The organism is Streptomyces sp. HUAS ZL42, assembly GCF_040782645.1.
Lineage (GTDB): Bacteria > Actinomycetota > Actinomycetes > Streptomycetales > Streptomycetaceae > Streptomyces.
The window spans coordinates 6953238-6973685 of record NZ_CP160403.1; the positions used below are offsets into that span (position 1 = coordinate 6953238).

The window sequence follows — 20448 nt, forward strand, 5'->3', positions numbered from 1 at the left end:
AAGATCGCCATGTACCTCCAGCGGTACCACGACGTCACCATCAGCAAGTCCGGCGTCTGGCGGATCCTCAATCGCCTCGACATGGGCCGCCTTCCGGCACCGCAGCGCTACAAGCGCCACGACCGCAGACGGAAGCGGTAGGAGAAACAACTGCCCGGCCACCGGGTGCAGATCGACGTGAAGTTCATCGGGCCGCTCGCCTCAATGCGGCACGGGCGCCGCGGCGGGCGCAACAAATACTTCCAATTCACCGCGATCGACGACTGCACAAGGCTGCGGGTGCTGTGGATCTATCCGACGCTGAACCAGGCCACCGCCATCCAGTTCCTCGACTACGTCATCCAACGCCTGCCGTTCCAGGTCGAGGTCTTCCAGACCGACAACGGTGCCGAGTTCCCAGTCCGCGTTCCACTGGCACATCCTCGACAAGGGCATCGCCCACACCTACATCAAGCCCCGCACGCCACGCCTGAACGGCAAGGTCGAACGCTCCCACCGTATCGACGCCGAGGAGTTCTACCAGCTCCTCGACGGCGTCATCATCGACGACGCCGAGGTATTCAACGACAAGCTGCGCGAGTGGGAGGACTGCTACAACTACCATCGGCCCCAGGGCGGCCTCGGCGGCCAGACGCCCTACGAACGCCTCAAGCAGAAGACCATGGCCCAGGCGTAGTCGGTGATCGTCAGTTGCACAACCTGGACCTCAAGGGCGACCCGTCGGAGGTGCCCGCAGGGCGATCTCGGGAGAGGCACAGGATGCCGGTGATTACATCCGAGGTGACGCCAACAGCCGTATTGTACTGAGCTGTATCTGCCGCCCGAGTGGACCAACGACCGGCAGGGGGCTGGGCCGTGCTTGTCCCGTCTGGCGGAGGAGATGATCGAACGGGCGCTGCCCGACCTGCCCGAGGGCCGCGTCTGGATGGCCGCGGACAAGGTCTACGGCCGCGACGCATCCTTCTGCTGCTTCCTCGGGACGCGCAGACTGTCGTACGCGGTCACCGTGCAGGCCGGATGGTGGAACGCCGCGCCCGTACCTGAAGCAGACGCCCGCGCTGGACGGGCGGACTGCCGAGGCCATGGATCGGGCGACGGAGTGGGCTGTGCTCCCTTAGGGAACTGCGGGCTGGGTCACACCGAGGCTTCGCGAACAGCGAGAAAATCGTTCCGTAGTTAACGCTTCACGCATTGGTGAGCTGACCGTAGAATTCCGCATCCAAGGGGGGATCAGCGGGACTTGTGCGGCCACCAGGACAGTACGGATTTCTGTGGCCGCGCTTTGCGTTGGCGGCAGAGGGGACTGCGGTCGACGCTGGTGCTCCGTTGGCCCAGAGGCGACAACATCAGGGACCAGCGTGACGAACTCGGGTGACTTCGGGGGCAGCCAGGAACTCGACCGCCTCAAGGCAATGCTTGAGGGCTGGCGCACCTCTCTGGTGGACTTGAGCGGCCGCAACCGACTGCTCAATTTCCGCCACACCAAGGCGGCGACACTGGAGATCTCGGCTCCGTCCGCCCAGGAACTCGTCGAAGGCCTGGGCCGCGGCTGGGACTTCGCGCCGCTCCCGGACGAGGAACCGGCGGCCGACGGGGCGCGGCGTACCGGAGACGTGGTGCTCACGAAGAAGGGCGACCGCGCCGACGGAATCGTCACCCAGAAGACCACCGCGCCTTCTCTCCTGCGTGCGCTGAACAGCCTGCGCGCCAAAGCGACGCAGGTCTTCAACGACTACGGCCTGTGGACCCTCAACCTCGGCGCCGGCATGCTCCGTTGGCGTGAGGACGGAGCCGAGACGGGCAGCGACGCCCCGCTGGTTCTGATACCGGTGGTCATCGAGCGTGCGCGGAACGGCCGGATCCGTCTCAGGGCGAGCGACGACGAGGAACCGCGACTCAACCCGGCCCTTAAAGTGAAGCTGGAGCAGTTCCACATCGACTGGACGCCGGTCGCCGAACAGGACCCCTCGGATCTGCAGGCGGTGCTCTCTGCCGCTGTTCGCGCCGTGGCGGGCAAGTCCGGATGGCAGATCTCCGACCGCGTGGTGCTCGCGCTCTTCGCCTCCCACAAGGAGTCGATGTACCAGGATCTGCTGGACAACGAGGATCGGGTCCTCGGCAGCGACCTCGTACGGGCGATGGCGCTCGGCCCGGATTCCGGACTCGCCTCCGACCGCTTCGACTTCGAGGAGATCGAGCTCGACCGGATCGACGAACTGAGCCCGCCCGAGGACAGCCCGCTGGTGCTCGACGCCGACGCCTCGCAGCGGCAAGCCGTCGCCGCGGCCGTGGCCGGACAGTCGTTCGTCCTGGACGGCCCGCCCGGTACGGGCAAGAGCCAGACGATCACGAACATGATCGCCGGTCTGATCCACGCGGGCCGCAGTGTGCTGTTCGTCAGTGAGAAGGCGGCGGCTCTCGACGTCGTTCTCGATCGTCTGAAATCAGTCGGACTCGACTCCTACGCCCTGGCCCTCCACAGCCACAACACCAGCCGCAAAGCGGTCGCCCAGGAGCTGGGCCGGGCGCTCGCGGAGGAACCGCGCGCACCGCAACTGTCTGAGCAGACCTTGGCGCAGGCCAGGGAGCTGCGCCTCGCGCTCAGCGCCTACGCCGAAGCGATGAACGAGGCCCGCGACCCGCTGGGACGGACCCTGCACGACGTGATCGGTCAGGTCGGTCGGCTGTCCGAGGCGCCGGTGGCCTACCTGAGCCATGGCGACGGCACCAACACGGGCGTCGAGGGGAGGTTTCGTCCGGAGACACTCAGCGGTGAGGACCTGCGCCTGATCGTCGAGGCGACGAAGACCATCTCCGACGCCTGGGAGGCGGTCGCCGATCCGTCGTTTCCCTGGCGTGACCTGCGGTCCGGGATGCCGCATCCACGCCCTGTACTGGAGCAGGCACAGGCAGCGAGGGACGCGCTCGCGACGGCCGTCGACCGGTACCGGGATCTCGCGCCGGATGGAACTCCCGCCACCGATCAGAGCGGCATCGGCCGTTTGATCGCGCTCCTGCGGTTGCTCGACGTGCGGAGCCCGGTGCCGGAAACCTGGCTGACGACGGACGCCTTCGCCGACGAGGTGGACGACCGGGTCGACGCCTTCCTGACCGAGCTGCGCAAGGCGCAGCGCATGAACGCCGCCGTCCGGTCGGTGGCCGGCGAGCGCTGGCAGGAGCTGTCCTCGAGGCTGACAGCTGAGCCGGGGGAAACCGAGAAGGAGCTCTCGGCGATGGCTCCGCGCGGCCTCGATCTCGCCGGACTCACGCAGGAACGAGCGCGAGAGCTCGCCGGGGAGTTCGACGCTACCGCGGGTGTGCTGGAGCGGACGCAGCAGAGCCTCGCCAGGGTCAGCCGCCTCATCGGGCTGACGGCCCCCGGCGGCATCGAGGGAGCACGTCATCTGTGTGATGTGGTCGCCGTGGCCGGCACCGAGCACCGGCCCCTCGAACAGTGGCTGGTTCCCGAGGGCGCAGGGCGGGCGGAGGAGGCTGCGGTCCGGGTCATCGCCGACTCCCTGAGCGACTTCTTCACACGACGTGACCAGGTACTGTCCGCCCAAGCCCTCGCGACGGACCACGTGGGCCCGGGGTGGGCCGAACTGCGCCCTGAACTGAGCGCGGAACGACCCGCCAACGAGCAGGCCCTCGCCGCCCTGGAACCGCCGGGCGCCGACATCGCGTCGCTGACGGGCCGCGAGGCCGAAGAGCTGACCGAGCGGTTCGACACGCTTGCCAACACCCTCGCGGCGGCCGCTCAGCACGCCGACACGGTGGCCGAACGCCTCGGGTGTGGGCGGCCGAAGGCGACGTCAGAGGCCGAGGACCTGGCCACGCTCGTGGAGCTGGCCACAGTCTCGGACCGCACGCTCGAAGCATGGCTCGATCCCCGCGCACTTCCCGGCGTCCAGGCAGCCGTCGCGGAGATCTCCTCGGCGGCCGAAGAACTGACAGCCGCCGCGGAAGCGGCACGCGACACGTTTCTGCCCGACGTCGTCTCCACACCCGAACTGCCCGAAGCCGTCCGTCGGCTCATGGAGGGCCGCCAGGGACTCGCCGGCATGCTGTCCAGCGGCGTCCGGGCCGACCGGAAGCTCGTGGCCCGGCTGACGCACGGCGGCTCGTGGCGCGGCGAGCTGTACGACAGACTGCCACTCGCCGACGCATGGTGCACCGCCCACCGGAGACTGTGGTCGCTGGCCACGACCCACGCCGAGCTGATCGGCCGCTACCGGGGCACGGAGCTGCCTGACGTCCCGGCCCTGCGCAAGGCACTGGCGCACGCCGAAGCGGTCCACACACTCGCCCCGGAGACCGTCGCCGACTCCTACCGCCGGAGCCTGCTCGCCGCTCACCTGGCCGACGGCCGAGAGCCGCAGCCCGAACTCGTCGAGCAGGCTACGGCGCTGCGCCGCGAACTCACCGCTTGGCGACGGGACTTGGACAGCCCGTCTCTGGCGCCGCATGCGGCCGACCTCACCAAGCAGCCGCTCGACGAGGCCGCCCGCTGGCTGCGCGCTCACCTCGTCCCGTTGCGGCAGGCCGTCGCGCTGCTGGACACCGTGGCCTCGGTCGGTCGCCGAGACGGCGGCCCGGGTTCCCAGCACACGCTCGCCTCCGCGCGCACGGCGGTCACCGTCGCGCACGCGGCCCAGAGGGAGACAGCCGCGTTCGCCGCTCAGGCCGTAACCGACCGCAGCCTCCTCGGCCCCTGGTACCGGGGACTCGACACGCAGGCGGACGACCTGCACGAGGCCGCGCCCAACGGCGTGACGGGCTACGAACCCGTGGGAGAACTCCTGCGTCGCGGCCTGGACCTGACGCGACAGCAACCGGGTCCGTACGCGACGGAGCACCAGCGCGACCTGCTGGGCCAGTACGTCCCGGATGGGCGCCCCGACACCGAGGCCCTGCGGGCCGCCCTGGACTCCGCCCAGCTGATCACCCGCCTTGCGCCCGACACGCTCACGGAGCCCGCGCGCCGGACCAGCCTCGTCGACGTACTGGCCGACGGCCGACCCGAACCGCGCGAACTCCTCGCGCAAGCGGAACAGATCCGCCGTGACCTGGACCTCTGGCAGGAGTACACCGGGCAGCCCCATGTCGCGGCGGTCGGCACAGCACTCGCCGCTCGTCCCCTCGAACGGTCGGCGAGCTGGCTCCGCGCACACGTGCAGCCCTTCGAGGACGCGGCCGACCTCATCCGCTCCACCGCCCGCGTCATGGACGAGGGCACGGGCCTCACCCTGTCCCGTGCCAGGGAAGCGGTGGCCGCCGTCGTCTCCGCCCGCGCGGCCGAGTCCTCCTTCGCGGAGAACGAAGCCACGTACCGGAGCCTTCTCGGTTCCCTCTATCAGGGCACTGGGACAGACCGCGACGCGATCCTGGACGCTCTGGACTGGGTCCAGAAGGTCCGTCGTACCGCGCACGGCGGTCATGCCGCGCCCCTGCCGGAGGCGGCGGCCCGGCTGATGCTGACCGCGCCCGCCGACCCGTCTTTCGCGGCCCGTGCCAACGACTGGAGCGGCCAGCGGGAGGCACTCGCCGGGTACTTCGAGCCCGAGCGGGCGGACGAGGTGCGATGCGAACTCGCCGAGTCCCTTGCTTCGGCCAAGTCGGTCCTGTCCCGCCTCGACCGCGACCCCTTCGGCCCGGAGGCGTGGACCAGCTGCGCCTACGCACTGACCCTGCTGCGCCGCTACCACCTCGACGGGCTGCCCGACCAGCTCGCACGCCGCGAGGTTTCCGCCGAGGACTTCCCCGCCGCTATGGAACGTGCGGTGCTCACCGCGTGGGTCGAGCACCAGCTCGCCACCGATCAGAGGCTGAAGCCGATGCGGGCCGTGGAACGCGACCAGTTGGTGGAGCGGTTCCAGAGTGCGGACCAGGACTTGGTGGCGGCGGCACACGCCGAGGTCATCGCCGCGTGCAACTCCCGCCGTCCCCGCCGGACGTCGGTGGGCCAGGCCGCGACAATCCGTCGCGAGGCCGAGAAACAGCGTCGCCACATGCCCGTACGGCACCTGCTGAAGCAGACACGCGACGTGGTACGGCTGGTCAAGCCCTGCTTCATGATGAGTCCCTTGACGGTCAGTCAGTTCCTTCCGCCCGACTTCGAGTTCGACGTCGTCATCTTCGACGAGGCATCCCAGGTGCTGCCTCAGGACGCGGTGAACTCCGTCTACCGAGGCAAGGCCCTCATCGTGGCGGGCGACCAGAAGCAGCTGCCGCCGACGTCGTTCTTCAGCGCGGTCGGCGACAGTGACGACGGCGACGAGTGGGACGAGGACGCCACCGACAGTTTTGAATCCATCCTCGACATGTGCAAGGCCAGCGGAGTCCTGCGCGGGCTGCCCCTGCGCTGGCACTACCGGAGCCGGCACGAGAACCTGATCGCCTTCAGCAACCACGACTTCTACGACAACTCCATGGTCACGTTCCCGGGCGCGCTGGAGCAGGGGCCCGACATCGGCGTGGAGTTCATCAAGGCGGAAGGCGTCTACGACCGCGGCGGGCGCAGCGACAACCCCGTCGAGGCCGCCAAGGTGGCCCAGCGCGTCATCCACCACTTCGACACCCGACCCGAGCACACCCTCGGTGTGGTCGCGCTGTCGAAGGCGCAGGCGGAGGCAATCGAGTACGCGGTGCAGAAGGCGAGGGCGGCCCGCCCGGACCTCGACCACCACTTCACGGAAGGCCGGCTCGACGGTTTCTTCGTCAAGAACCTCGAAACCGTCCAGGGCGACGAGCGCGACGTCATCATCCTCTCCATCGGCTACGGTCCCGACCACCGTGGCAAGCTGCTCTCGACGTTCGGACCCATCAACCGGGAGGGTGGCTGGCGACGCCTCAACGTGGCCGTGACCCGCGCCCGGCGCCGCATGGAGGTCGTCGCCTCGTTCTACGGAGGCGATCTGCCGGACAGCACCAACAAGAGCGTGCAGCACCTCAAGCGGTACCTGCAGTACGCCCAGCACGGCCCGGAGATCCTTCAGACCGAGGCCGCCGACCCGGACGCCGCTCCGGAGAGCCCCTTCGAGGAGGAGGTCCTCGAGGTGCTGCGCGGCTGGGGCTATGCGGTCCAGCCACAGGTGGGGGTCGCCGGATTCCGCATTGACATGGCGGTACGCCACCCGGGCGCGCCCGGCACGTACGCGCTCGGCATCGAGTGCGACGGCGCCATGTACCACTCCTCGCGGGCGGCTCGCGACCGCGACCGGCTCAGGGAAGCGGTTCTACGCGACCTGGGTTGGCGGCTGCACCGAATCTGGGGTACGGACTGGTACCGGAACCGCCGGGATGCAATGGCGCGGCTGCGGGCCGCGGTGGAGGCGGCATGTGCGGAGGATCCGCATGCGGTGCGAGTGGCGCCGCCCGTGGGGCTGGACGCCAGCGGCGGCGATCGTGGCAACGGTGACAGTACGGCGGATCCCGCGGGCGGCACCGCGAGCGCGGGGCGCGGAGAGTCTGCAAAAGAGGGATCAGCTGGTCCGGCAGCCCCGCGAGTGGAGTTCGTGACGGTCGACGCCGGCCCTGCGCCCTGGAGCCGTCCCTACCAGGACGTCGAGCCTGACCTGTTGGCAGAGGTACGTGACCGATCGAGCAGCCAGCGAGGCATGTGGGGCGTGGAGTTGCAGGACCCGGATGCCCTCGACGTGGTGGCGGACGTGGCGCTGTGTGTGGTCGAGGTGGAAGGGCCCGTCGAGAAGGAAGTGATCTACACCCGGGTCCGTCTCGCGTGGGGCCTCGGACGAGCCGGCCAGGTGGTCCGCGACCGCATCGACCGAGCTCTGCGCCGCCTTCTCAAGCAGGGCAAGATCGTCCACGCCGGTACGGCCTACGACAGGCCCGGCCACAAGACGGAGTTCGCCCGCACACCGACAGAGCGGTGCGCCCGACGAGTGGCGGAGGTTCCCGCGGCGGAGCGACAGCTCGTGCTCAGAAACGTGGTCGACGAAGGACCGGGCGTGCATCGCGAGGACCTGCTGCGAGAGGCCGCTCGCTTCTTCGGGTGGGCGCGGCTCGGAGCAGATATCCGAGACGCACTGACTGGCGACATCGACGCGTTGATCGCCGCAGGGGACTTGATCGAGTCAGAGGGCGGCCTGATGCCTGCGGAGGCTTCTTGATCCATTGCGGCGGGGCTTCTCGTATCGCCCAGAGGGCCCGCTGAGCTGGCAGGACGGGACAAGCGCCATGCGATGTCCCGTTGACAGCGGTCCGTTGTCCAGGTCGGGCGGTGCAGGGGCACGACGGGGTCCTGGTCGCCGTTGCATTGGCCAGGCTCCCTTGCGGCATGTAAGCGCCGACACTGGCCACATCCGCTGAGAGACGCGGAAGCCACCGAGGTCGACCGACTCCAGAGGGGCAGAGGCCCTGCACTCCAGGCTCCGGACGTCGGTAGGGGAGACCGGGCACAGCGTCCGCGGCCGCCACTGCGACCACCGGTACGACTGTCAGCACCGCCAGGTACCCTCAGACACATCGTCAACGCGGCCCGACGGGCTTCCGCTCCGCCCCGGTGGAGTTTCAAAGGACATGCCCCCACCCGCACGAGTCTTTTCGTGCTGCCTGGGGGAAGTCCTTGCTGTTCCGCGCGTCCGCGAAAACGGTCGCCGTCATGGCACTCGACGGTTCGCTGTTCCTGCACCTCACCGACAACTTCGTCCACATGCATGGCTATCGGCCCGGCGCCTCGGAGGTGCGTTCCTGGGAACGCAGCATCCCCGTCCTGGCTGCCGCACTCAACGACGCTGGCCTCGGCGACGTGGAGGTCATGCTGGAGTACTCGCTCCCGCTGAACAGCAAGCGCGCCGACGTCGTCCTCGCCGGAGTGCACCCGGCCACAGGAGAGCCGTCATACGTCGTTGTGGAGCTGAAGCAGTGGAGTCAGGCGCTGCCCCACGAGGACGACCCCACCCTGTGCCATGTCGACGCCCACGCTCATCCGGTCCTCAACCCCATCGAGCAGGTCCGCCGCTACTGCGAATACCTCGTCAATTTCAACGGCAGGGTGGCTGAACACGGGTACCGGGTGGCCGGACTGGCCTATCTGCACAACGCCACCGAGTTCGGCGTGACCGGTCTGCGGGAGATCGAGCGTGACGGCCACGGACTGCTCTTCACCGCAGAAGGCCGCGGTGCCTTCCTCGACCACCTTCGTACGAGGCTGAGCGACAAGCACCCCGGGGCCCAAGCAGCGGACGAACTCCGCGCGGGCGCCACGGTGCCGTCGAAACAGCTCATGTCCGTGGCCGCCGAGGAGGTGCGCGAGCGCACCCAGTTCGTCCTCCTCGACGAGCAGCAGGTCGCGTACCGCATGGTGCTCAACGCGGTGGAGAAGGCGAAGCACGCCGACCGCAAGGAAGTCGTCATCGTCACGGGCGGCCCCGGCACCGGCAAGAGCGTCATCGCTCTGCAACTGCTCGGTGAGCTTTACAGGCGTGGGGTTCCGGCGCTGCACGCCACCGGCTCGCAGTCGTTCACGAAAACGATGAGGAAGGTCGCCGGAGCCCGCAAGCGGGAAGTCCAGGACCTGTTCAAGTACTTCAACAGCTTCATGACGGCCGAGAAGAACAGCCTGGGCGCCCTGATCTGCGACGAGGCACACCGCATCCGGGAGACCTCGGCCAACCGCTACACGCGTGCCGCGCACCGTACCGGCAGGGCACAGATCGACGAACTCATCGACGTGGCCTACGTGCCGGTCTTCTTCCTCGACGAGCACCAGGTCGTCCGCCCCGGTGAGATGGGCACGGTGGCCGAGATCAAGGCGGCAGCGGCGAAGCGGGGTATCCCCTGCAGTGTCGTCCCGCTGGACAGCCAGTTCCGCTGCGGTGGTAGTGACGCCTACCTGCGCTGGGTGGTCCGTCTCCTCGGCCTGGAGTCGGGCGGGCCGGTCGTGTGGGAGCCCGACGGCCGCATGCAGTTGCTGGTCGCCGACAGCCCGCGGGAGTTGGAAGCCTTCCTCGAGGCTCGTCGGACCCAGGGCTACGGTGCCCGTATGTCCGCGGGTTACTGCTGGCGTTGGTCCCCGGAACCCAAGCCCGGCACCCCGCTCCCGCCCGACGTGGTCATCGGGGACTGGGCCCGCCCCTGGAACCTGCGAGGCGACCGCGCCGTCTCCGGCGCGCCCCCGGCTGCCCTGTGGGCCACCGACCCCGCGGGCTTCGGGCAGGTCGGCTGCGTCTATACCGCCCAAGGCTTCGAGTACGACTGGTCCGGCGTGATCATCGGCCCCGATCTGCTCTGGCGCGGCGACCGCTGGATCACGGACCGCACGGCGTCCATGGACCCGGTCTTCAAGAAGTCCACCCCCGACACCGACGTGGACCGACTCATCCGTAACACGTACAAGGTCCTGCTGACCCGGGGCATGGTGGGCACGATCGTCTACTCGACGGACCCGGAGACTCGGGAGAAGCTTCGGGAACTGGCGGGTGGGACGGCCCGAGAGGCGGCGCCGGCCTGACAAGCACGGTCGGCGCTGGCCGAGCTGCCAAATGCATGCACGCTGCCCGATCGAGACTTCGAGACGGGCTCCTTCGCTTCGTTACCGCCATGGTTGCGGTAGGCCAACACTGGTGCGAATGAGCCCACATCCTGTAGCCGAGTTCAATACGGTGCATGCTTCCGCGCAGTGCGCACGACGCGAGGGGGACTTGTGAAGCTCACCTATGTCTGTTTCGAGGGAACACCGGAAGAACTGGACGCCTCCGCGACGGTCCGCGGAATCCTGCCGTCCGGGTCCGGAACGGCCGAGGATGTCCCGGGGACGGTGTTGATCGTCGCTCATCCAGACAGCGACGAGGACGCGGACTTCGGATGGCATGTCGAGGGCGAGGTGCCCGGCGTGGCGGCGGAGGGGCAGGGCACCGTGAAGACGCAACTCGCCTTCAACCCCGCCGCCCAGCAGTTCGTCGACTTTCTGGCGAAGGCAGTCTCCTGGGACAACGTCGGAGTTCACGGCATCAAACGCAAGGCCTGGCAGGTGGGCGAGCCGTTGGACTACTCCGGCTACCTGCGCCTGCGCCGCAAGGGTAGCCAATACGGCGGCTTCGCCTATGCATTCGCGTCGACCGGCCTGATCAACTTTCGTCTGCGGCACAGCGACGCGATCGAGAAGCTGGCCCCTCAGGCGTATCCCCTGACCGCCGGCAACCCCAACTACAGGGTGAGCATCCTGGTGCGGAACGACGAGACCCTGAAGCAGGCGCTCGCCCTGGCGAAGCTTGCTTACGACGCCACATGAAGGTCCGCTTGTCGACTCAAGGTATGATTTGGTGATTCTGTGACTGTATGGGCTTCATTGCGGGTTGTCGGCTGAGACGGAGCCGGAGTCTCTTGTGATGCGGCTGTATATCCCATAGTCCCGTCCTTCACGGGCTCTGCTCATGGCACATGCAGCCACTAGGATCAGCCTGCGGGGTCTGACCATGGGGAACGGCAGCCCTCGAGGGAACGAACGAGTGGGGACAGGCATGCGGGAAGGCCGGTGGGTCACGGTCACCGAGTCCGAGTTCGATCATGAACGCCGCGGCCTGGAGGCGATCCGTGAGAAACTCCCGGACTCTGACCCCTGGCGTGCCTGGTCGAACTTCACCTTCACCGCGAACACCGGCCACGTCCGCGAGGTCGACCTGCTGGTTGTGGCCCCCGGCGGCGTCTGCATGATCGAGCTGAAGGACTGGCACGGCTCGGTCACCTCCGAAAACGGCACCTGGGTCCAGACCACGCCCGGCGGTCGTCGCCGTACGCACGGGAACCCGTTGCATCTGGTCAACCGCAAGGCCAAGGAGCTGGCGGGTCTGCTCGCAGGGACCGGTGGCAAGCGGGTCTGGGTCGCCGAGGCCGTCTGCTTCACGGACAACAGCCTTCGCGTACGGCTGCCCGCCCACGACCAGAACGGCGTCTACACCGTCGACCAGCTGGTCGAGATGTTGGGGCAGCCCCCGAGCGACGAGCGGCGCCGCATCACGGCGATCGGCTCGCGCGAGATCGAGGCGGCCCTCAAGAACATCGGCATCCGCAAGAGCGACGCGCAGTACAAGGTCGGCCCGTACGAGCTGGAACGGAAGTCCTTCGACTCCGGGCCCACCTGGGCGGACTATCTCGCCCGCCACAGCGATTTGCCCGAGGCCGCCCGTGTCCGCATCTACCTCAGCGAGCGCGGCTCCGACGCCTCCCTGCGCCAGTCCGTGGAGAACGCCGCCCGGCGCGAGGCCGCGGTGCTGGGCCGCTTCAAGCACCCGGGGGCGGTCGAGCTCAAGCAGTACTTCCCCTCCGGGCACGCCGCCGGCCCCGCGCTGATCTTCGACTACCACCCGGCCACCCTGAAGCTCGACGAGTACCTGGTCCAGTACGGCGAGAAGCTGGACATCCTCGGCCGGATGGCGCTGGTGCGCCAGCTCGCCGAGACCATGCGTTCCGCGCACTCCAGCCGCATCCACCATCGGGCGCTCGCCGCCCGCTCCGTGCTCGTCGTCCCCCGGCCGCGCGGCGGGAAGGGCCGGGCCGTGGGGGAGGAGGCCGCCTGGCTCACCCCGCAGCTGCAGATCTCCGACTGGCAGATCGCCACCCAGCGCAGCGGGGACTCCTCCCAGGGCCAGGGCATGACCCGCTTCGCGCCGACCGCCCTGTCCGCCATGCACCTGGCCGACGACGCGGACGCCTACCTCGCCCCCGAGCTCACCGCCCTCAACCCCGACCCGGTCTACCTCGACGTGTACGGGCTCGGCGTCCTCACCTACCTGCTGGTCACCGGCAAGGCCCCGGCCGCCAGCCAGGCCGAGCTGCTGGCCCGCCTGGAGGCGGGCGAGGGCCTGCGCCCCAGCTCCCTGGTGGACGGCCTGTCGGAGGACGTCGACGACCTGGTGCAGGCCGCCACCGCCTACCGTCCGGGTCAACGCCTCTCCAGCGTGGACGAGTTCCTGGAGCTGCTGGAGGTCGTCGAGGACTCCCTGACCGCCCCGGCCACGACAGCCACCGGTGCGGAGGGGCCGAGCGACGAGGACACTACCCCCGTCGACAAGGACCCGCTGGAGGCCGTCGCCGGTGACGTGTTCGCCGGCCGGTGGGAGATCCGACGCCGCCTCGGCACCGGCTCCACCAGCCGCGCCTTCCTCGTCCGCGACCTTGAGGCCGAGGCCCGCAGGACCCGCCCGCTGGCCGTGCTGAAGGTCGCCCTCTCCGACAACCGCGGCGAGATCCTGGCCCGCGAGGCCGAGGCCATGGGCCGCCTGCGCCCCCACTCCGGCATCATCCGCCTCGTCGAACCGGAGCCGCTGCACATCGCCGGCCGTACGGTCCTGGCGCTGGAGTACGTCGGTGACGAGCGCGACGACAACGGGCAGGGCACCGAGGCCGGGTCCCGCCCGCGCCGCCGTGAGGAGACCGTCGCCCGCCAGCTCCGCGAGAACGGCCGCCTCCAGGTCGACCAGTTGGAGGCGTACGGCGACTACCTCTTCGGCGCCGTCGACTTCCTGGAGGGCGAGGGCGTCTGGCACCGCGACATCAAGCCGGACAACATCGCCATCCGCATCCGCCCCAACCGCACCCGCGAACTCGTCCTCATCGACTTCTCCCTCGCCGGCTACCCGGCGAAGAACACCGACGCGGGCACCGACGGCTACCTCGACCCCTTCGTCGACGTCATCACCCGCGGCTCCTACGACTCGCATGCCGAGCGGTACGCCGTCGCCGTCACCCTGCACCAGATGGCCTCCGGCGAGCTGCCCAAGTGGGGCGACGGCAGCCTCCCGCCCCGCATGACCGACGCGAAGGAGTGGCCGTACCCGACCATCGCGGCCGAGGCCTTCGACCCGGCCGTACGGGACGGTCTCGTCGCCTTCTTCCAGAAGGCCCTGCACCGCGACGCGGCCAAGCGGTACCCCGAGCTGAAACCGATGCGGGACGCCTGGCGCAAGGTCTTCCTCGACGCCTCCCAGACCGTCCCCTCCAGCCACCGCACCCGCTCCCCGGCCCCGGCGGCCACGACAACGGGGGAAGGGCTGGCCGCTGAGGGCGCCGCCGCGGTGATCGCGGACGCCGAGCCCGAGAGCGCCGAGCAGCAGCGCGACCGCCTCGCCGCCGAGGTCACCCGCGACACCTCGCTGACCGTTTCCGGCCTCACGCTCGCCGCGCAGTCCTTCCTGTACGGCCTGGGCATTACCACGGTCGGCGAACTGCTGGACTACAGTCGCCGCAAGCTCGTCAACGCCCCCGGCCTGGGCGCCAAGACCCGCAACGAGGTCCAGCAACGGCAGCGCGAGTGGGGCGAACGGCTGCGCGAGATCCCCGTCTCGCCTCTCACGCCGAAGGGCCGCGCGGAGGCCAAGGAGGAGCTGGACCACCTCACGGCCGCCGAGTCGGCCTTGGTGGGCCACCTCGCGACAGGCGAGTCGGCGGGCTCGCTACCCGCACGCACGCTGCGCTCCGTCAGCCTCGACACCCTCGCCACCATCTTCGTACCCGCCGTCAACAACAACGGCTCCAACCGCAACAAGGCGGAGATGGTACGGCTGTTGCTGCGCCTGCCCGACGAGCACGGCGTGCTGCCCGACATCGGCGTCTGGCCGAAGCAGAAGGACGTCGCCGACGCGCTCGCCCTGAGCCACGGCCGTATCCCGCAGATGCTTAAGGAGGAGCGCAAGCGCTGGAAGGCGGAGCCCGCCGTCCAGGCACTGCGCGAGGAGATCATCGACCTGCTCGTGAGCATGGGCCGTGTCGCCTCGGCGGTGGAGATCGCGGACGCCTTGGCGGTCCGGCGCGGCACGCATCTCGCGGGGCGAGAGCAGCGGCGCGCGATGGCGCTGGCGGCCGTACGGGCCGTGGTCGAGGTGGAGCAACTGGTACCGCAGGAGGCCGAGTTCCAGCACCAGCCCAACCGCAAGGCGACGGACGAGTCCCTGGGCGCCGGCCTGCTCGCCCTCGACGTACGGGAGAACGACGGCCCGGACACCCCGACCGCGCCGGGCCTGCTGGAGTACGCGACCCGTCTCGGCCGTACGGCCGACCGGCTGGCCAAGCTGGACACCCTGCCGACGGCCGCGACCGTGCTGGCCGAGCTGGGCGCGCTGACGGTCCCGCCGGGCGCGGTCAACTGGGACGAGCGGCGCATGGTGGAGCTGGCGGCGGCGACATCCGTGAACGCCGCCGCCACTCCACGGCTGGAGATCTACCCGCGGGACCTGTCGCTGGTCCGGGCGCTGCGCCTGACGCAGGCCGGGCTCGTCCGCTGGATCCCGGGTATGCCGGAGGGGCAGCAGCCGGGCCTGACCGGCGAGGCCGTACACGAACGGGTCCGCGCCCGCTTCCCGGAGATGGTCGTCCCTGACGGGCGTGGCGGCACGCACCACGAACTGCCGACCGGTGGCCCGCTCACCAAGGCGTTGCGCGACGCCGGCTTCGAACTGTCGCTCAGCATGCACGAACGCGAAGGCGTGCTGCGCTACTTGCCGACGCGGGTGGACGACGCGTCGAGCTATCTGACGACGGGTGCGTGGCGGCAGTCGACGCGTACGGGTGCGGTGTCGCGGTACGCCGACGACCCGCAACTCGCGGGCGCGGTGCGCGCGGAGGAACGGCTGCTCGCGTCGGCCCGCCGGGACGGGTACCGCGTGCTGACCGTACGGCAGCAGTTGGTGCGGGACGCGGTGCGGGAGCTGGGTGCCGAGCGGATGGGCGCGGGTGCGGTGTCGGTGACCGAGCTGTTCCTGGAGGCCCTGCGCGCGCAGGTCACGCCGGGTACCAAGCCGACCTGGGAGACGCTGCTCAAGGCGGATGCTGCGGAGCCGGGTTCGAAGGGTGCGGTGCGGTTCGCGGAGTACGTGCGGACGGCGTGGGGCGCGGTCGAACCCCGGGTTGCCGAGCTGCTGGGCGACGGTGACGGTGGCGGCGCCGGTCCTGTGCTGCTGACGGAGGCCGGGGTGTTCGCGCGGTACGACGCGATGGGCGTCCTGGACCGGCTGGCGTCGGCGGCCCGGCGGGGTGGGCGGGGGCTGTGGCTCCTGGTCCCGCAGAGCGACCCGTCGCGCGAGCCCCGGCTCGGGCAGGTGGCCGTGCCGTACCAGGCCGGCCTGGGGGAGTGGATTCAGCTTCCGGACACGTGGGTGGGCAACGCCCATCGTGGGTCCGGCGAGGTTGTGGCTAGTGCCAGTGGTGTCGAGGGAGACGTCAAGTGATCGACCGCAAGGCTCTGTTGAACGACCTGAAGCAGCAGGTCAAGGCGGTCGAAGCAGACCTTGGGCGCCAGGTGAAGGCGCTGGGGGATGTGGGCGCGCGGCTGAAGGCCGAGTACGACCAGGCGCGCAAGCTCGGGCGTACGGCGGCGACATGGACGTCGTGGCTGGACGAGCGAGTCACGCAGGTCGCGGTGGCGTGGGTGCTGGGGACTGTGTTCGTACGGTTCTGCGAGGACAACCGGTTGATTCCGGAGCCGTATTTGACGGGGCCGGAAGGGGACCGGCGGGAGCTGGCGGAGTCTCGGTACGACGCGTATGTGGAGTCGGACGAGGACCCGACGTACCGGGGGTGGCTGGAGAAGGCGTTCGAGGAGCTGGGGCAGGGGCAGGCGGGGCGGCTCCTTTTCGACAAGCGGCACAACCCGCTGTATCAGGTTCCGCTTTCACATGACGGCGCGCGGGAGCTGGTCGAGTTCTGGCGGGGGAGGGATGAGGCGGGCGTCCTCGTCCACGACTTCACCGACCCGCTGAACGAAGACGGCACGGAGGGGTGGGACACGCGGTTCCTGGGCGACCTGTACCAGGACTTGAGCGAGGCTGCGCGGAAGACGTACGCGCTGCTCCAGACTCCGGAGTTCGTGGAGGAGTTCATCCTCGACCGGACGATGAACCCGGCTGTGCGGGAGTTCGGGTACGAGGAACTGAAGATGATCGACCCTACGTGCGGGTCGGGGCACTTTGTGCTGGGGGCGTTTCGGCGGCTGGTGCGGCTGTGGGGGGAGGGGCAGCCGGGGCGGGATGTGCATGAGCGGGTAGCGGCTGCGCTCAGGTCAGTTCACGGTGTGGACGTCAACCCGTTCGCGGTGGCTATTGCTCGGTTCCGGTTGCTGGTCGCGGCGATGGCCGCAGGTGGGGTGAGGACGCTGGCCGGGGCGGCGAACTACGACTGGCCGGTAAATCTGGCGGTAGGTGACTCGCTGATCAAGTCGCGCCGCTCGCAGCAGGGCAACCTGTTTGGCGGGATGGGCGAGGACTTCGTGGACGAGTTGGCCGAGTTCAAGTACGCCACGGAGGACGTGCACGAGTATCCGGACATCTTGCACCTGGGTCGGTATCACGTGGTAGTGGGGAACCCGCCGTACATTACGGTCAAGGACAGGACACTCAATTCCCTCTACCGGGAACTGTATCCGGCGTGTGCGGGCAAGTACGCGCTGTCGGTGCCGTTCGCCCAGCGGTTCTTCGAGCTGGCCAAGCGTGGGGATGCTGAGGGACACGGCTACGGCATGGTTGGCCAGATCACGGCCAACTCGTTCATGAAGCGGGAGTTCGGAACTCAGCTGATTGAAGGCTACTTCGGGCACGCGGTGGAGCTGACTGAGGTCATCGACACTTCGGGCGCCTACATTCCGGGGCACGGAACGCCGACGGTCATTCTCGTAGGCAGACAGCGGGGTGGAGACAGACGATCACCGGTCATCCGGACCGTCCGAAGTGTGCAGGGTGAGCCCGCCGCACCGAAGAGCGCCGAGGAGGGTCTGGTCTGGCGGTCGATCGTCGAGCAGATTGACAAGCCGGGCTCGGTTAGCCAGTGGGTTTCCGTGGACGACTTGTCACGGGAGAAGTACTTCGGCAAGCAGCCGTGGGTTCTGGCTGATGGCGGCCAGGAGATGGTTGAGCAGCTGGAAGCTGCTGCGGTGACGAAGCTTTCCGCATTGACGGAGTCAAGTGGATTTTCCGCCATCACCGGAGACGACGACTTGTTTGCTTACCCCCGGCCAGCCGCTGTCTGGCTGGCCGATCGTCAGGCTCCCATGAGGCCCTTCTTGGAAGGCGATCAGATCCGGGACTGGGATAGCTTTCCGGGCGCTGACGCCATCTACCCAGTTGGGGCTGGAACCGATGAACGAAAGCGGTTCGAATCGAATGAACTCTGGCGAGGGCGAACCGTTTTGCGAAACACGCTCTACTTTGCCAAGACAAAGGAAGAGCGTGGTATCCCCTGGTCTAACTATGCATTCTATAAGGAGGATCGCCTTAATGCCTTCCTCCTGATCACGTTCGCCTTTGTTGCGACTCATAACCATTTCGTACTGGACCGGGGCGGCAAGGTGTTCAAGCAGTCCGCTCCGGTGATCAAGTTGCGGGAGGGGGCGAGTGAGGAGGAGCACCTGCGCTTGCTTGGGCTGCTCAACAGCTCCGCCGCGTGTTTCTGGCTGAAGCAGGTGAGCCACAGCAAAGGCAACGCCACGGCCGCGAGCGGCATGCCTGACCAACCCTGGTCATGGAACTATGAGTTCACCGGCACGAAGTTGGAGGAGTTTCCGCTTCCCGCCGAATACCCTGTCCCCCTTGCTGCAGCCCTCGACACTCTTGCTCAGCAGCTCGCCGCCACCAGTCCGGCAACGGTAGGTGCCGATGATACGCCTACCGCCAGCATCCTTCGGGAGGCACATTCAGCTTGGGAATCCACTCGCGCCCGCATGATCGCTCTTCAGGAGGAGCTGGACTGGCAGGTCTATTCAATCTATGGCCTGCATCCCGAAGATCTCCGCGCTCAAGAGTCCTGCGTCCCCGAGATTGCTCCTGGTCAGCGTGCGTTCGAGATTGTTCTCGCTCGAAAGATCGAGAGCAGCGAGGTAGCCACTAAGTGGTTCACACACCACAGTCACACGCCCGTCACCGAGATCCCCGCCCACTGGCCCGCTTCCTACCGGGAGATTGTCCAGAAGCGGATCGACGTGATCGAGTCGAACCGCGCTATCAACATGGTCGAGCGCCCCGAGTACAAGCGCCGCTGGGCCACCGAGGGTTGGGACGCACTCCAGGAGAAGGCCCTGCGGTCCTGGCTGCTCGACCGTATGGAGAAACGCGACCACTGGTTCGACGAGAACGGCCAGCCCACCATACTCACCCTGGCCCGTCTCACCGACGCGCTCTCCCGCGACGAGGACTTCGTCTCCGTCGCCAAGCTCTTCGCGCCCCGCAAGGAACTCGCGAAGGTCGTCGCCGAGCTGATCACCGACGAGCACGTGCCGTTCCTCTCCGCCCTGCGCTACAAGCCCTCCGGCATGAAAAAGCGCGCCGACTGGGAAGAGGTGTGGGACCTCCAGCGCAAAGAGGATGCCGCTCCCGACGAGCCCGCCAAGCGGAAGATCCGGGACTCCATTCCCGTGCCGCCGAAGTACACCTCGGCAGACTTCCTCCGCCCGTCCTATTGGAGGGCGCGAGGCAAGCTCGACGTGCCCAAGGAGCGGTTCGTCTCCTACGGGCAGACCAACGCCGCCACCCCCGAGCTGTACGGGTGGGCCGGCTGGGACCATCGGGAGCAGGCGCAGGCCCTCGCCACGTACTTCACCAACACCGCGCTATCCACCGAGGAGATCACGCCGTTCCTCGCCGGCCTGCTGGAACTCCAGCCGTGGCTGTACCAGTGGCACAACGAGTTCGACATGCTCTACAGCGGCTCCCCGGCGGACTTCTTCGCCGGATACCGCCAGCAGAAGCAGGGCGAGCACGGACTCACCGACGACGATCTCCGCAACTGGCGTCCCCAGGCCGCAACCCGAGGCCGTCGCGCTGCCGTGAAGAAGTAGCCGGAAATGACTCGGTGTTGTGCCCGTACGCTGATGCCGAGTCTGCCGGACGAAGGGCCACTGGGTGCGTGGGCGGGTGGCCTCCGTTCGGTACGCGCAGCTCGGCCCAGACGGTCTTGCCGGGGGCAGCTGGGCGGGGCGTGAGGCCCCAGTTGTCCGCGAGCGCTGCGACGAGGTGAAGGCCGCGGCCGGACTCGGACGTGGAGTCGGGGGCCGGGGGAGTTGATGGGGGCTGTTTCTCGGCGCGAGTGTCGGTCACCTCGATGCGGAACGTGTCCTCGGTCAAGGTGAGTTGGACATGGAAGTCCCGGCCGGGGACGTGGCCGTGACGTACGGCGTTGGCGGTGAGTTCGGCCGTGATGAGGCTGAGCGTCTCGTTGACCGGGGTCGTGTAGGGGTGACCCCAGTCGTTCAGGCGATGCGAGACGAGTCGGCGGGCGAGGCGAGCACCGCGTGGGGTTGAGGTGAACTGCATGGTGAACTCGCGTTCGGGTGCAGGGTGTGGCATATGCCCATTCAGGGGAGTTGGTGAATTCATGCGGTCAACGGTTGCGAACTCTGAGTAGCGTTGAACAGGAATGATGCGCTGACGGGTGCGGGCTGTACGCGTGGGCGGTGCGCTTGTACGCGGTGTTGGGCGTGACTGGTTCCCGGGCCGTGCGTTGGGTGGA

Annotated in this window: 8 protein-coding genes and 1 pseudogene; 8 read left to right on the forward strand and 1 reads right to left on the reverse strand. The window is 68.5% G+C overall.

Annotation, left to right across the window (positions count from 1 at the left end; all coding sequences use genetic code 11):
- Positions 1-9: 9 nt before the first annotated feature.
- The 8 genes and pseudogenes from ABZO29_RS31720 (at position 10) to pglX (ending at position 19777) form a co-directional block, all read left to right on the forward strand.
- Complete coding sequence (locus ABZO29_RS31720; protein ID WP_367323595.1) at positions 10-141, forward strand: hypothetical protein; 132 nt, start codon at positions 10-12, stop codon at positions 139-141.
- A gap of 63 nt (positions 142-204) precedes the next feature.
- Positions 205-336 (forward strand): annotated as a pseudogene (locus ABZO29_RS31725) (IS481 family transposase); the annotation flags it as partial.
- A 49-nt stretch (positions 337-385) separates the two neighbouring features.
- A complete protein-coding gene (locus ABZO29_RS31730) occupies positions 386-676 on the forward strand; it encodes an integrase core domain-containing protein (RefSeq protein WP_367323596.1) in 291 nt (96 codons plus the stop codon).
- 682 nt (positions 677-1358) lie between these two features.
- Positions 1359-8129 carry a DUF3320 domain-containing protein gene (locus ABZO29_RS31735; RefSeq protein WP_367323597.1) on the forward strand — a complete coding sequence of 2257 codons (6771 nt, stop codon included), beginning with the start codon at positions 1359-1361 and terminating at the stop codon, positions 8127-8129.
- A 455-nt stretch (positions 8130-8584) separates the two neighbouring features.
- Positions 8585-10471, forward strand: coding sequence for a DNA/RNA helicase domain-containing protein (locus ABZO29_RS31740; RefSeq protein WP_367323598.1), 1887 nt, complete (start codon positions 8585-8587; stop codon positions 10469-10471).
- A 192-nt stretch (positions 10472-10663) separates the two neighbouring features.
- The gene (locus ABZO29_RS31745) at positions 10664-11251 is read left to right on the forward strand and encodes a hypothetical protein (RefSeq protein ID WP_367323599.1); all 588 of its coding nucleotides are present in this window, start codon (positions 10664-10666) and stop codon (positions 11249-11251) included.
- Positions 11252-11480: 229 nt separating this feature from the next.
- Positions 11481-16181, forward strand: a complete 4701-nt coding sequence (gene pglW / locus ABZO29_RS31750; protein ID WP_367323600.1) for a BREX system serine/threonine kinase PglW — start codon at positions 11481-11483, stop codon at positions 16179-16181.
- Positions 16178-19777: a BREX-2 system adenine-specific DNA-methyltransferase PglX gene (gene pglX, locus ABZO29_RS31755; protein WP_367323601.1), complete on the forward strand. Its 3600-nt coding sequence runs from the start codon at positions 16178-16180 to the stop codon at positions 19775-19777. Before pglW ends, pglX begins: the two co-directional genes overlap by 4 nt.
- Here the strand turns inward: pglX and ABZO29_RS31760 are convergent.
- Entirely contained in the window at positions 19704-20315 is a 612-nt protein-coding gene (locus tag ABZO29_RS31760; RefSeq protein WP_367323602.1) for an ATP-binding protein, read from the reverse strand. The two genes, pglX and ABZO29_RS31760, sit on opposite strands and share 74 nt — an antisense overlap.
- Between the last annotated feature and the right edge of the window lie 133 nt (positions 20316-20448).

What these genes read in the sequence shown, in the direction of transcription:
- pglW (WP_367323600.1), top strand. Translation starts at nt 11,481, where the DNA reads ATGCGGGAAGGCCGGTGGGTCACGGTCACCGAGTCCGAGTTCGATCAT.
- ABZO29_RS31760 (WP_367323602.1), bottom strand. Translation starts at nt 20,315, where the DNA reads ATGAATTCACCAACTCCCCTGAATGGGCATATGCCACACCCTGCACCC.
- ABZO29_RS31720 (WP_367323595.1), top strand. Translation starts at nt 10, where the DNA reads ATGTACCTCCAGCGGTACCACGACGTCACCATCAGCAAGTCCGGCGTC.